13 protein-coding genes are annotated in these 13,542 nt (G+C 46.9%); 8 read left to right on the plus strand and 5 right to left on the minus strand.

From position 1 onward, the window contains the following. Positions 1–645: 645 nt before the first annotated feature. The 3 genes from zds to ON05_RS20280 are packed head-to-tail and all read left to right on the plus strand — an operon-like array spanning position 646 to position 3,770. Entirely contained in the window at positions 646–2,124 is a 1,479-nt protein-coding gene (zds, locus tag ON05_RS20270) for a 9,9'-di-cis-zeta-carotene desaturase (RefSeq protein WP_010469723.1), read from the plus strand. Further along, entirely contained in the window at positions 2,109–2,552 is a 444-nt protein-coding gene (locus ON05_RS20275) for an SRPBCC family protein (protein WP_010469725.1), read from the plus strand. The genes zds and ON05_RS20275 overlap by 16 nt, the downstream gene beginning before the upstream one ends. Positions 2,553–2,609: 57 nt before the next feature. Then, a complete protein-coding gene (locus tag ON05_RS20280; RefSeq protein WP_262562058.1) occupies positions 2,610–3,770 on the plus strand; it encodes a pentapeptide repeat-containing protein in 1,161 nt (386 codons plus the stop codon). Here ON05_RS20280 and ON05_RS20285 read toward each other — a convergent pair. Continuing rightward, positions 3,762–4,849 (minus strand): ISAs1 family transposase gene (locus ON05_RS20285; RefSeq protein WP_262562060.1). Its coding sequence is split into 2 segments (ribosomal slippage): positions 3,762–4,489 and positions 4,489–4,849, totalling 1,089 coding nucleotides; the frame shifts between segments, so codons are not numbered across the junction. The two genes, ON05_RS20280 and ON05_RS20285, sit on opposite strands and share 9 nt — an antisense overlap. Before the next feature lie 233 nt (positions 4,850–5,082). Here ON05_RS20285 and ON05_RS20290 point away from each other — a divergent pair. The 4 genes from ON05_RS20290 to ON05_RS20305 all read left to right on the plus strand — a co-directional run bounded on the left by ON05_RS20290 (position 5,083) and on the right by ON05_RS20305 (position 9,230). Further along, on the plus strand, positions 5,083–6,231 hold the full coding sequence (locus ON05_RS20290; protein ID WP_010473507.1) for an acyltransferase: 1,149 nt from the start codon (positions 5,083–5,085) through the stop codon (positions 6,229–6,231). Between the two features lie 295 nt (positions 6,232–6,526). After that, complete coding sequence (locus ON05_RS20295) at positions 6,527–7,378, plus strand: lysophospholipid acyltransferase family protein (RefSeq protein ID WP_010473506.1); 852 nt, start codon at positions 6,527–6,529, stop codon at positions 7,376–7,378. 476 nt (positions 7,379–7,854) lie between these two features. Then, positions 7,855–8,247 carry a hypothetical protein gene (locus tag ON05_RS20300; RefSeq protein ID WP_139025760.1) on the plus strand — a complete coding sequence of 131 codons (393 nt, stop codon included), beginning with the start codon at positions 7,855–7,857 and terminating at the stop codon, positions 8,245–8,247. Positions 8,248–8,390: 143 nt separating this feature from the next. After that, positions 8,391–9,230 carry an RNA methyltransferase gene (locus ON05_RS20305; protein ID WP_029315201.1) on the plus strand — a complete coding sequence of 280 codons (840 nt, stop codon included), beginning with the start codon at positions 8,391–8,393 and terminating at the stop codon, positions 9,228–9,230. Positions 9,231–9,287: 57 nt separating this feature from the next. Here the strand turns inward: ON05_RS20305 and ribD are convergent, their stop codons facing one another. After that, positions 9,288–10,451 (minus strand): bifunctional diaminohydroxyphosphoribosylaminopyrimidine deaminase/5-amino-6-(5-phosphoribosylamino)uracil reductase RibD, encoded by a 1,164-nt coding sequence (ribD, locus tag ON05_RS20310; RefSeq protein WP_010473500.1) that lies wholly within the window; start codon positions 10,449–10,451, stop codon positions 9,288–9,290. A 184-nt stretch (positions 10,452–10,635) separates the two neighbouring features. Between ribD and ON05_RS20315 the strand changes: the two genes are divergently transcribed. Beyond that, complete coding sequence (locus ON05_RS20315; RefSeq protein ID WP_010473499.1) at positions 10,636–11,076, plus strand: hypothetical protein; 441 nt, start codon at positions 10,636–10,638, stop codon at positions 11,074–11,076. 150 nt (positions 11,077–11,226) lie between these two features. On the opposite strand, the gene ON05_RS20320 is transcribed toward ON05_RS20315, so the two are convergent. The 3 genes from ON05_RS20320 to ON05_RS20330 form a co-directional block, all read right to left on the minus strand. After that, positions 11,227–11,364 carry a photosystem II reaction center protein K gene (locus tag ON05_RS20320; protein WP_010473496.1) on the minus strand — a complete coding sequence of 46 codons (138 nt, stop codon included), beginning with the start codon at positions 11,362–11,364 and terminating at the stop codon, positions 11,227–11,229. A gap of 185 nt (positions 11,365–11,549) precedes the next feature. Then, positions 11,550–12,674, minus strand: coding sequence for a tRNA guanosine(34) transglycosylase Tgt (gene tgt, locus ON05_RS20325; RefSeq protein WP_010473494.1), 1,125 nt, complete (start codon positions 12,672–12,674; stop codon positions 11,550–11,552). 210 nt (positions 12,675–12,884) lie between these two features. Continuing rightward, on the minus strand, positions 12,885–13,130 hold the full coding sequence (locus tag ON05_RS20330) for a hypothetical protein (protein WP_010473492.1): 246 nt from the start codon (positions 13,128–13,130) through the stop codon (positions 12,885–12,887). Positions 13,131–13,542: the final 412 nt, after the last annotated feature.

Below are 13,542 nucleotides of genomic sequence, written 5' to 3' on the forward strand. Positions count from 1 at the left end.
GTCACCCTGGCAACCATTGGGTTGCTCGATTTATCTCTTGTTCCCAAAAATCATGGCAACTTACATGTCTAGGGATAATTAGTCTTTGGTAGGGGAGCGAAGAAAATTTCAATCGGTCATGCAGGTGTCTTTGGGGTGATCTAGTGTTTGTTCTAGTCAAAAAGTATGAGAATGACCTGCCTTGATTCCACCCCATCAGCCATGCCCTATACGTGTCTGGAAAAGGACTATCGTCAGTCTTGAAGAGGTCAAGCCCGGTTCTTCATTCACCAGTGAAAATCTAAGGTGCGAAGTCGCTTGTATCCTAGTCGAGATAAGCTATTGCTGACGTCATGTTGCAGTGAAATAATTTAAATTTCAAAGAATGATTTTTGCTGATTTAATTTAAGAATCAATGCTTTCTAACCATTCCAGTGAGACGATTTTAAGGTAATCATTTAGTAAGTTATCTGCAAATAATTGCTAAATAAAATCTCTGAATAGAACTTGCTTAACGTCTTTTTATCTCCTTTGCAATAAGCCTCAGAAAACCGCATTAGACTAAAAACTTAAATTACTCTGCCAAAAGATATGCAATAATTTGTTACATTCAAGATCTGAGCTGTGTGAGTAACAGTTCAAGCCCTTTGTTTGAGAAAAAGAAGCATGCGTGTTGCGATTGTTGGTGCGGGTTTGGCAGGGATGGCCACCGCTGTTGACTTAGTGGATGCCGGTCATGAAGTCGAGCTATACGAAGCTCGTCCCTTTGTTGGCGGTAAGGTCAGTAGCTGGGTCGATGACGACGGCAACCATATTGAAATGGGTCTGCATGTCTTCTTTGGCAATTACCGTCGCCTGTTTGCCCTGATGGCAAAGGTAGGGGCTTTAGATCACTTCTTGCTCAAAGAGCATGTTCATAACTTTGTGAATAAAGGTGGGCGTCTCGGAGCCCTGGACTTCCGATTTTTTGCTGGGGCACCCTTTAATGGCCTAAAAGCCTTTTTTACGACGTCGCAACTGTCCTTGAGAGACAAGATTCAGAATGCGATCGCACTCGGTACCAGCCCCATTGTTCGCGGCCTAGTCGATTACGAAGGGGCCATGCGCAACATCCGCGCCCTAGATAATGTCAGCTTTGCCGATTGGTTCCGCCGTCATGGGGGCAGTGACGGCAGCATCAAACGTATGTGGAATCCCATTGCCTATGCCCTTGGATTTATCGACTGTGAAAATATCTCCGCCCGCTGCATGCTCACCATCTTTCAGATGTTTGCGGTTCGCCGCGAAAACTCCATGCTACGGATGCTTGAAGGCTCACCCCAAGAATATCTGCATCAACCCATCATTAACTACTTAGAAGAGCGGGGCGTTAAATTTCATCTGCGTCGGCGCACCCTAGAAGTGATGTACGACAACAAAGATGACGAGACCCATATTACCGGCCTCCGAGTGGCGAAGGAAGAAGGGGATGAAATTATTACAGCAGATGCTTATGTTTGTGCCTGCGATGTCCCTGGCATTAAGCGCCTGATTCCAGATGATTGGCGCCACTGGTCAGAATTTGACAATATCTATAAACTTGATGCGGTTCCTGTGGCCACCGTGCAGCTCCGCTTTGATGGCTGGGTCACCGAAATGAAAGACCCCCAAGCTCGCAAGCAAGTGGCAAAAGCAACGGGACTGGATAACCTGCTCTATACTGCCGATGCTGATTTCTCTTGTTTCGCCGATCTAGCCCTGACGAGCCCTAGCGATTACTACAAAGAAGGGGAAGGGTCTCTCATGCAGCTGGTGCTGACCCCTGGCGATCCTTTTATCAAAAAGAGCAACGAAGAAATCGCTAACCATGTCCTTCAGCAGGTTCAAGAGCTGTTCCCCTCGGCCCGAGACCTAAATATGACTTGGTACAGTGTGGTCAAGCTGGCCCAGTCTCTCTATCGAGAAGCGCCCGGTATGGAACCCTATCGTCCCCACCAAAAAACACCCATTCCTAACTTTTTCCTAGCCGGAAGCTACACCAATCAAGACTATATCGATAGTATGGAAGGGGCTACGATTTCCGGCCATCAAGCTGCCCAGGCCATTTTAGAAAACGCGACTACGATTCAGCAACTGAGTGAGAAATATCCATGTCAGATTGGCTAGAACATAGTGAACAAGTCGAGGTCCCCGTTAGCATTGATACGGCATGGGACCTCTGGTCTGATTTAGAACTCATGCCCCAATGGATGAATTGGATTGATTCCGTTGAAATCTTAAAAGACAAACCTGAGTTGTCCCGGTGGACCTTGTCTGGAGGCGGTCTGACCTTTACTTGGTTATCTCGCATCCTTAAAGAAATTCCCAATCAAATTATTCAGTGGGAATCCGTGGATGGCTTGCCTAACCGAGGGGCAATTCGCTTTTATGATCGCAAGCAAGATACCAGTGTGGTCAAACTCACGGTTGCCTATAAAATTCCCGGTGTAGTGGGGGAGTTTATGGATAATCTGTTCCTGGGGAATGTGGTGGAATCCAATCTCCGCAGCGATTTACAACGGTTCCGAGAATATGCCATTCAAAACCAGTCTTAGATCGCTGCAATAGATTTGTATGGCTAGTAGATTTGTGTGGCTAGCAGCAAGCGAAGAATGATGCAGACGGCTGCTTGGCATCTAGGATTTGTCACCGTAGTCGTGAGTATGGCTAGCGCTGCTGTGGCTGCCAATCAAGACCATGTTCAACAGGTCAAGCAAACGGGTTCTTGCCCAAATTGCGAATTAAGCCATGCTGATTTACAGAATCTTGAGCTAGAAAATGCAGACCTTAGCCGCGCTAATTTGAGTCACGCCAATCTGAGTGGCGCTAACTTAAGAAATGCCAATCTGAGGGGAGCCAACTTAACGGCAACCAATTTGACGGCAACCCATCTGCGCGGGGCTCAGCTCCAGGGTGCTTTTAGTCAGAATAAATGTGACGACGTCTATGCAGAGTTAGCCCAGTTGGGTGCATTTGCAGTCCTGAACCCATTTCGTAGCTCTGATCAGGCTCTGATCTGTTCCCTGGCTGAAATGGTTAATTTGGCACGCATCATTGATGTTCCCCTCAAGACATCCTCCGAGAATGTAGAGATGCCTGGGTTGGTTCAAGGTTTTATTGACCAGTTCAGGAAGGAGGACACATGGCAGAATCGAGGGCGTACGCGTTTTTACACAGCCAATCTCCAAGGCGCGAATTTAACTGGTGTTCGCCTTGAGGGGGCTGATTTCCGTGCGGCAGAGTTAGAGGGAGCGAACTTGAGCAACGCCAACTTAAGCAATGCTCTTTTCTTTGGCGCATCCTTAGGAGACATCAAATCGGCTAGTTTAAAGAGCAACTATATCGAGAGCTCTACAGTGAGAAGAGAGTTGCAACGTGGTATTGATCGGATGCATGCCAGATTGCAGACTCAAGCGACTCGGGCAATTGAGCTGGGTGGCCGCTCAACCCTTGGCTATATCCTGCGGGCACAGCAGGCTTTTTATCTGGAGCATGATCGATTTGCGCTTGACATAGGTGAGCTGCAGGTTGATGCTAAGCGATTCACAACAAACTATAAATTCAAGATGTTTGCTCTGAAAGCTCCCCAGTCAGATGTATTACCGTCAGGGCAAAACCAAGCAGTATGGATTACGGCCCTTCCCCACAAACCGCAGTGGCAAAGCTATATCGGTTTTGTTTGGCGGAGCTTAGAAAGTCCAACCTTCGGCTTTGGAAATGACCAGCGAAAGACAGCACAACCCTCCTCGTTATCCAGGGCTGTTTTAAGTTAGCAGCGAAAAAATAATATCGACCCGATTAGCCAGCTTAGTCATCGCGGTTTTGAGGGATTGATAGTCGTTTAGCCGCAGGATATTAATCCCAATAGTTCTAAGCACTGACCAATTGAGCAGTGCTTGTTCATCTTCGAGTCGATAATCATCTTCGCCAAAAACAACATCCTTCGGCCAATGCAACCGATTTTCAATGCCCCAATGTTCTCGGACCAGAGATTGCCAATGCTGGGGTGAGGTGGCAGCTGAACTGATGTAATAGGCCGTATTGTGATACTCCTTTCCTTTGCGAGTGCCCCATCGTTGGACACAAAGCACAGAGCGAATTGCCTCCCATTCCTGTAAGGCTATGCCGACAGGCTCATAAACCTGTATACACCGATGTTCATCTCGTCCTCTACTTTGGGCGGAGTGGATGTGCTCAGCCATGGGTTTAAGACACTCAAAGTAAGTCTGGAGGTGGTCGTAAAGTCTTCCCTGATTGGATTTGACCGCCACAAGATAGTCGTTACCCGAGGCCACAATCTTCTCAAGTGTTTTTTGGGCGTGTAAGGCATCCATGGTAATCAGCAAGCCATCGAGTTGAAGGGTTTCCAACAGTGCCTGGACGACTTTGATTTCGCTATTATCCTCCTGAGTGAGGGCTTCGAGCTTGAGGGTGATGCCTGCTTCCACCGCAAATAAACTCACCAACCCTACAAAACGCTGCTTCCCTTGGCATCTGTCAGCCCCTGACGAATCCGTTTGCCATCAATGGAGGCTGCATAATTATCGGGAGAGTGAGTCTGGGCTTTCGAGAGCATCCATGCTTCAAATTGGTGGCTCAACGCTTGGAAGTCAAGCCCCTTCATCACTCGACGAAAGGTACAGTGAGACGGAACTTCGAGGCTCTCAAGCCCCAATAGCTCACTTAAAGGCTGGCGATAATCGCTCACAAAGGTTTCTAACGGACGGTACCCTTGATATCCAGCAAGCATGCCCATCACCATCAATAGCAACAGCAGCCATAACGGATGAATACGGCCATGGGCACTGCGGAAATCCGGGACTTGCTTCAAAGTATCGATTAGATGGCTCATCGGTCTCTCTACTGTTGGTCAGTAGAACCATCCTATTTTTTCTAGGAGGAACGTAAAACAACCCTGCCTCGTTATCTATTGTGTGCCGTTCTAACCAACCCGTAGCTCCAGCCCCTTCGTCGCCTCGCTTGAACAATCAGGGTCTTCATCGTAGTGATGCCTTGTGCCCACAAGGCTACTCCCTAGTGAAATAATAATTTTGCATCCCATATACATCTCATAGCGGATGTCACTTGACGATTCAAGGTGAATTTGAAATGCAAGATTTGCAAGTGAAACCCAAAACACGCATCTATTACTTTGATGCGTTAAAAACGATCTCTATCTTTTTAGTTTGCATCTATCACTACAATGCCTTAAATCTGGACATCATTAATAACCCTGGTCTAGGGGTATATATCAATTATTTGTTTTATGGCCTTTCCAGTATGGCAGTTCCATTATTTTTTATGGTCAATGGAGCTTTGCTCTTAAATCGTCCCTATCGGCTAGGAAAGCATATCAAAAAAACGATTTATCTATATATATTGTTGAATCTGTGGAGCTTGATTTCGCTTGCTCTATTTATTCCTATTGATGGGGCAACCTATTCCATTAAAGAATTTGTGAGCGCATGGTTCCTGCTGAAAGTTCATGTGAGTAACCATCTATGGTTTTTGCAAGCCTTAATTTCTGTCTATTTATTGTTCCCTGTGATTAAGGCTGTGTATGACTTGGAAGATAATAAGCTGACTTTAAAAATACTGTGTTTTGTGGTGTTTATATTTTCATTTGGCAGTTTATTTCTTCATACGATCTTGAACGTAGCTGAAACAGTCTTAGGCTTTAACTATATTAACTCTAACAGTTTTAACTTTTTCCCAGGTCTCAATCCATTTAATCAGTACGCCTATACCTATATTTATTTTATTTTGGGCGGCATTCTTTCTGCTCAATTTTCACCGGATAAGATAGGGGCTAAACGGACAATCTCCCTTAGGAAAAAAAGTCTATTTTCATTCTTATTGGCATGGGTGTCTTTATTTTTGTATGGAGTAATGACAACTGTTTCTAGTCAATCTTTCTACGATACGGTTTGGAATGGATACTATTCCATGATGACATTGGTCATGTCAGCAGCCTGCTTTTATTTTCTGTCCAGTTTGTCTTATGGAAATAAGCTATTAAATTCTGTCTTTGTGGTAGTGGGGACCAGTACGTTTGGGATCTATCTGCTCCATCGGTTTGTCGGTGCTGTGTCTATAAAATATTTTCAAAATATTCCATTCTCTACAAACTTGTTTCCAAATTTGCTGTATTGCCTTGGTGTCGTAGCAGTTACGTTATTAGCGGTTCAAGTCCTAAAAGCAATTCCCTTGTTTAGAAAGACGGTCGATCTCTAGCATTAAGTTTAAAGTATGTGTTGTCAGATGTTTATCCCTGAGTGATGTATGGGATGGGATGTGCGATTCTGCCTATCAAACGGTGGTGCCAAAAAAGACTTAACGCTGAGGATGGTGATATAGAACTTTGAGGGAAGACGAGGCCTGGACTCTAATAGTTCTGGGATAAAAGCAGTACTCTCTTTCTCTCTAGCCTAAGGACTGGTACACCCAAGTGAGTAGATGAACCCTTGTCTATGCTTAGATAAGCAGTGGGTTGATGATGTGCACTGCAACGGGATTGTAGAAACTTTTGGTGAAGTCCACTGTCTCCTCTAAGCCCCGACAGGGGTGGTCCCTTGACGATCGGGATCCGGCTGCGATCGCAGCTTTGATACCGCGCTGGAAGTGGTTTTACGACTGCTATTTTCGGGTCCAAACCAGTGGCTGGCAACATGTTCCCACCGCGAAAGCGTTATTTGTCGGTTCTCACAATGGTGGATTAGCAGCCCCTGACCTTCATATGTTGATGTATGACTGGTTTTGTCGGTTTGGGGCTGAACGACCGATTTATGGACTGATGCATAAGGGCATGTGGCAAGTCAGTCCGAGTGTCGCTGAATTTGCCACCTTAGGAGGAGCGATTCGGGCTTATCCAACAGTGGCAAGAGCGGCGTTTCAGATGGGTGCTAGTGTTGCCGTATTCCCAGGGGGCGCCCAGGATGTGTTTCGACCCCATCGACTGCGGGACCGGATTCATTTTTGCGATCGCAAAGGGTTTATCAAGCTAGCCCTCCAAGAAGAGGTCTCAATTATCCCCTTTATCTCCTGGGGAGCCCATGACACCTTGTGGGTGTTAGCGGATTGTTATGAATTTATAAAACAGCTGCATCATCTAGGTATGCCCTGGCTGTTAGATACGGATCCAACTATTTTTCCCATCTATCTGGGGTTACCCTGGGGACTGAGCATCGGACCCTTGCCCAATTTTCCGTTGCCCATACAAATTCACACACAGATTTGCCCTCCGATTCACTTTGAGCGGTACGGCAGAAAAGCTGCCAAGGATAAAGTCTATGTTCAAGCTTGCTATGACCGGGTGGTTCGTAACATGCAAGATGCGTTGGATCAGCTCATCTTAAAAGCGAGCGAGGCTAGGGAACAGTAACTTGCAGGTAACGCTGATGGAGAAGTCGAACCCATGACGGGCAGGCATAGAAACGTGAATGGCAAATAACTAGGAAATCATGAACATCAGCCACCCCAAGTGATTTTAAGAACCATGCATAGCTCATCTGGTTAGGAGCTGCTTCACAGGTTTGATTCCGCAAACTTCCCGATATCTTCCCGAATTTTGACTGCTTTTCTTCACCTAAATTCAATACAGTCAAAATAAAGCACTAAATATACAGTGTATAAATTCCTCCAAGACTAACCGTCTAGCGTACATCTAGAGCAAAGTCTGCTGTTATTGACAGAAATGGACTTGTTCTTAGCGTTGTATACAGAATGATGTGTTGAAAATGTATATTTCCCAAAATATACCGTCTGCCCCTGTAGAACCCACTCTGAAATATAGTAATGATTGAAAAAACTGTGACTACGCACTATTTCAATAATGCTATAGTGCATCCTTCAACCACCATGACTGAAGACATCTCCATTTATGATTTTCTCAACTTAGTGAATTGTTTTAGTGGTGTTGTCAAAGTATTTTTAGGTGCAAAGGTAACAGCGAACTATTTAACGGAGACTAAGCCAGAGTTTGCCTATCTAGCTGATTTTGAAATTGATCGCAATGCACAGTTTCAATTTCGGGGAGATGGCAATCGCAAAATTACTGCCATTATCCATCTGGGGTTCAAACTTTGGTTTAATGCTTTTTTTAAGCGAGTATCGGTTCTTATTCAGGATTTACCGGAATTAATCAAGCTGGAATGTAATAAGCAAGATAAATTGACCGTTTTATCTCTGATTCCTGCTGGCTACTTATGTGAAGTGGGGGATCTACAAGACGCCAATACGGCCTTGTTCTGAACATTGGCAGGTTTTTGCTATTCTTTATCCTAGGGAAATAGATTTCTCATTCCTCATCGCTTCAAGTTCCAGGCAAAGCCTGATTCCGTCCATGAATATTGCATGTACTCATATTCACTCCCTGATCCAGCAGGGTAAGGAGGATGGTCAGTAGGAAAAGTGCTGACTGTTCTGCATCCAGTGTTGCCGCAACACTTCATCGTATTAAAAGACTACAGACCGATCGGAGATATCGCGATGCTCAAGGGGCTTGCTTTATTGAAGGAGTACGTAACTTTGTACACGTGTCTGATAGCCGCCTCGATATTGCTGTTATTGTCTATAGCGAAAAACTCCTGACAGCGCCTTTAGCTCGCAAGCTGGTCCGACGCTGTCGTCGGTCTGGAGTAGAGACAATTTCGGTGTCTCCAGAGCAATTTCGCGAGATTTCTCAAACTCACCGGGCTTCAGGAATAGGGGCCATTATTCGACAACGATGGCAGCGCTTACCATCGATCACGCCCAGTATGGGATTGTGGGTGATTCTAGATCGAGTGCGATCCTTGGGGAATTTTGGCACTTTGATCCGCACCCTAGACGCGGGGGGTGGCACTGGATTTATTCTCCTGAATCAGGCAGTTGATCCGTATGCACCGTCTACGGTCCGGGCCTCTATGGGGTCAGTATTTCAGCAACAATTTATTCGGACTCATGATCAGGCCTTGTCTCAGTGGCTACAACAGCATCAAGGCTATGTGATTGGTGCTTCTCCCGATGGCGAGGAAAATTTTCACACTTTTACCTATCCCAAAAATACACTGCTATTTTTAGGTGAGGAACGCAAAGGGTTGTCTCCAAAACAGCGGTCCCTGTGTAATACTCTCCTCAAGATTCCCATGGTGGGTCAGGTTGATTCTTTAAATGTGGCAGTTGCAGGGAGTTTATTTATTTATGAAGTCCTACGGTCACGCATGTTGCATAGCAGTGACTTCAGGGACAACTAGGCTGCAGCATCCTGAGATGGCCCTGCGGAATCAGTAAACGCCCCATGCTGAAGAGGATTATTCAGAGGTTGACTTAGGTAGATATCCTTCTACGAGGCAATCTTCACCGACAATATGCCAGCGTACCCGCTCTAACTGAAGGGCCTCCGTCATCTGATTGAAACCCAAGTCTCCCACAGGGGAAGGCGCATTTTGGCCTCCGACAATTTTGGGGGCGATAAAGGCCAAGACTTTTTGGACAGAACCATCTGCGATCGCACGGGCAGACAAGGTCCCTCCACATTCCCATAACACTGATAGCAGTTCCTTCTCACCCAAATAAGCCATCACCGTTGCTGGTGTTAGTTCGTCTAAGTTCACGACTTCTACGCCCTGCTTTTCTAGGTAGGCCTGACCCTTCCCATTCGGATGACCTTGGGTGAGCACAATCGTAGAAGCGATATCTGTTTCCCACAAATGTGCCGTTGGCGGCAGATCAAGGGTCCGGCTTAACACCACCCGTAGGGGATTATTGGGGGGCTGATTCGCATCTGCTTTGTGATGGGTTGTTAAATGAGGATTATCCCGGCGGACTGTATTGCCACCGACGATCACGGCATCACAAGTGGCCCGGAGTCGGTGCACATGGGCACGGGCGACTTCCTTGGTAATCCAAGCGCTATGGCCTGCAGTCGTGGCAATTTTGCCATCTAAGGTCATGGCATATTTAAGGATGCCAAACGGGCGCTGATAGAGGACCCGATGAACAAAGGCTTCATTAACGCGTTGACAGTCAGCCTCTTCTACCCCTGTAATCACCTGAATACCTGCAGCTCGAAGGCGCTCAATCCCCTTACCTGAGACTCGTGGATCTGGATCGACCATCCCCACCACCACCGTAGCCACCCCTGCTTTGACTAACGCTTCGGAACAGGGCGGAGTGCGCCCAAAGTGATTACAGGGTTCTAAACTGACATAGGCGGTAGCGCCCTTGGCTTTATCCCCCGCCGCTCTCAGGGCAAATACTTCAGCATGGGGTTCTCCAGCCTTAGGATGATAGCCTTCACCGACAATTTTTCCATCCCGTTCAATCACACAGCCCACAAGGGGATTAGGCGTCGTAAAACCAGCCGCCTGTTGAGCCAGCTGTAAACAACGCTGCATCATCTGTTGGTGGTGCGGATCAGTATTCACAGCATCCTTGGAGAGAGAGGGCTGGTCTGACAGAGGATGAATCTCCATTACGGCTATTCACAGAACAGGACTACAGAGAGGTAGGCATATCCCTACTCTAGTTGAGCGTAGCGTGGAATGGTGCTGAGGCGGTATGAATCAAACTGCTTTCTCAGAAATCGCAACAAATTGCACCAGACGGTCTAGCTATCCATGAGTACACTAGAAAACGTGAATCCAGACTAAACGGCCTATGATTACCCCCATTCTCTCATTGCTTTGTGTCGGGGTCTCCTATGGACTACTCGGTTGGCACCTCTCGGCCTACCATATTGGCTGGGCGATGGGGTCTTGGTTCGTCGCGATTTCCCTCACAATCCTGTTGTTTTGGGGAGAAGAAGTGACCAAGCGGATGTTTCGTCTGGGCCCTAGGGGAGTCGTTTCCATGCTGATTCTCAGTGGCATCATCACCATGGCCGTCGCTGCTTCAACTTTATTTGGCTTGATTGTGGTGTTGTTAGCCTCCCAAACCTTGGCACGGCTGGAACTACAATCGTCGGGTCTCAGTCGTCGGCTTACCCTGTTGCTGATGGTTATTTTGTCGATTGGCACCCTCAGCGGTGGCTGGATTGCAGGGATTTATTACCCAAGCAGTCCCTATTGGCTCACCTCTTTTCTGATGGCTGGGCAATAGCCTCTGCTGCGATCGCCGATGACCAATAAAAAAGGGAAGCAATAAAATACTTCCCTTTACAACTTTAGGGGTGGTCCCTAAAGCTGATTTATAACGAAGGCCTGTTAACGGTTTATTAATAAATCAACGGCTTATTAAAATGCGTGTTGTTTACTTAAAACCAACCGCTGCTTGCCAAACGAAAGCAAGCGCCAAGAAGAAAAGTGGAATAACAGGCATAACATCCACAATCGGGCTAAAAACGGAGAAGGCTTCAGGTAGTTTCGCCAACAGCAGAACTGCTTCCATGAATAAATGTTCCTTCCAACACAGCTTTTTGAATCGCTAAATATCTTAACATGAATCCTGCTGCCAAAAATGGATCACTGACCTAGAGCGGCCAAGGGCATGTAAGGCATCCACCCGCATCGTCTCTATCCTAGCCGTTAGCATGAGCTACCAAAAATCACCCTTAGCTGCGGATTGAGGAGCGATTAATCGAGCGGAGTATCCGAAGAAGATAGCCAGGTGCCAAAGACTTGCTGAAACTGATCATTTAGGATTGCCTGCCGAATACGCTGGGTAAAGCCAATTAGCTCCGTAATATTGTGAATACTTAAGAGGGTATAGGCGAGAAGTTCTCGTGAACGTAACAAATGACTGATATAGGCCCGCGTAAAATTTTGGCAGGTATAGCAAGGACAGGCAGAATCCAGAGGGGTAAAGTCTTCCCGGAATCGATTGTTCTTGAGATTCCATCGTTCTCCGGCGACTAAAGCATTGCCATGACGGGCTAAGCGCGTCGGAATCACACAGTCAAACAAATCAATCCCGGCAGCAATGGCTTGCACCATCTCTCGGTAGGTGCCCACCCCCATGAGATACCGGGGTTTATGGACCGGTAACAGGGGCGTTGTCACTTTGACAATTTTTTCAATAAGTTCCGGGGGTTCTCCCACACTGACACCGCCAATGGCATAGCCGGGTAAATCAAATTCCACCACAGATCGCGCAGCAGCTTGACGCAAATCGGCAAAGGTTCCCCCCTGAACAATGCCAAATAGAGCCTGATCAGAGCGGTCGTGCGCCTTAACGCAACGGGCTAGCCAACGCTGGGTTCGCTCTGTGGCGGCTTGAATCGCATCTCGACTCGCCGGATAGGGGGGGCATTCATCAAAGGCCATAATGACATCTGCTCCCAGGGCATTTTGAATCGCCATGGAAGTTTCGGGCGAGAGATGAATCATTTGACCATCCCGGGGAGACCGAAAACTCACTCCTTCTTCGGCGATGGAACGCATGTCACTGAGGCTAAAGACTTGAAAACCACCGGAGTCCGTCAAGATAGGCCCTGGCCAGTTCATAAATCGATGTAGACCCCCGGCTTGCTCCACGATGGATTCACCGGGTTGCAAATGCAAATGATAGGTATTAGCCAAAATCATTTGAGCCCCCGTCTCTTGCAGTTGAGCTGGGGTCAAGGTTTTCACATTGGCTAAGGTTCCCACGGGCATAAACCGGGGCGTATCCACAGGACCATGGGGAGTATAAAAGGTGCCAACACGGGCCTGGGTTTGGGAGCAGTGCTGATGACATTCAAACCGAAACTGATTGCTCAAAACAACCTCAATATCGCGAGGGCCTCTGTCAAAATATCAGGTTTATCCTCAATGCTTAGAGCGTTAAGACAAAAAAATACCGACGTTCTTGCTCAAGAAGAAAGCCGGTGAGTATGATTTGAAACAGAGTTGGATTAGCAGTGGGTATCGACACCACAGCTAAAGGTATGAGCGCTCAGGAACGGCTAGAAGCGGTTTCTGAGAGTCGGGCTATAGTAGAGCACCGGTTGGATGGTAAACCAGCCACAGTTCTAAAGCATGGCGGGTGAGCAGCAGCAAGCTAGCGGAGACGGATACGATAAATAAACCCATCATTAAGTTAGAGGTAAATAACTCTAACCGTTGACTTTGCTGAGCAACCTGGTCATTCAGATCTCTGATATCAGCATCGAGCTGCTCGAACTGATCCAGGATGCTTTGTTTGAAACCATATGTGTTTTGAGTAATCCAGGTCATAGTTCCTCCTATGAGATTACGCGGGGGAGCATCCATTGGTTAAAGATCCCAAAGGGCTGTGCTTGAAATGAGAGAAGGGGGCTATGATGGCCACTTTCTACTGATGTTCAAGGTCACGATAGATGGCAAGCCTGAACCAATTGAAACATGAGCTTTAGCTATAGATTCTTAGGTTCAAATGCAGCTTACCCAACCTAAAATATATCAAACTTACTGAACGATGCCTGCCTACTCTGCTTCTTAAGGCGGAGATCTACCCTAAAATCTTCTGTCTAGGCGCAGCCTGAGAAGGTGACCCTGGGGATAGCTAAAGGTCATCGGGCAGATTCAAAGACAAATGATAGGTTCATCGCCTAGGGTAGATACTGATGCTGAGATGCAAACGTTAGCCGGTCACACTTCAATTTTTTTA

The organism is Acaryochloris sp. CCMEE 5410, from assembly GCF_000238775.2.
In the GTDB taxonomy this organism is placed as follows: Bacteria; Cyanobacteriota; Cyanobacteriia; order Thermosynechococcales; family Thermosynechococcaceae; genus Acaryochloris.

What these genes read in the sequence shown, in the direction of transcription:
- ON05_RS20280 (WP_262562058.1), top strand. Translation starts at nt 2,610, where the DNA reads ATGATGCAGACGGCTGCTTGGCATCTAGGATTTGTCACCGTAGTCGTG.
- ON05_RS20330 (WP_010473492.1), bottom strand. Translation starts at nt 13,130, where the DNA reads ATGACCTGGATTACTCAAAACACATATGGTTTCAAACAAAGCATCCTG.
- zds (WP_010469723.1), top strand. Translation starts at nt 646, where the DNA reads ATGCGTGTTGCGATTGTTGGTGCGGGTTTGGCAGGGATGGCCACCGCT.
- ON05_RS20305 (WP_029315201.1), top strand. Translation starts at nt 8,391, where the DNA reads ATGGTCAGTAGGAAAAGTGCTGACTGTTCTGCATCCAGTGTTGCCGCA.
- ON05_RS20320 (WP_010473496.1), bottom strand. Translation starts at nt 11,364, where the DNA reads ATGGAAGCAGTTCTGCTGTTGGCGAAACTACCTGAAGCCTTCTCCGTT.
- ribD (WP_010473500.1), bottom strand. Translation starts at nt 10,451, where the DNA reads ATGGAGATTCATCCTCTGTCAGACCAGCCCTCTCTCTCCAAGGATGCT.
- ON05_RS20275 (WP_010469725.1), top strand. Translation starts at nt 2,109, where the DNA reads ATGTCAGATTGGCTAGAACATAGTGAACAAGTCGAGGTCCCCGTTAGC.
- ON05_RS20300 (WP_139025760.1), top strand. Translation starts at nt 7,855, where the DNA reads ATGACTGAAGACATCTCCATTTATGATTTTCTCAACTTAGTGAATTGT.
- ON05_RS20315 (WP_010473499.1), top strand. Translation starts at nt 10,636, where the DNA reads ATGATTACCCCCATTCTCTCATTGCTTTGTGTCGGGGTCTCCTATGGA.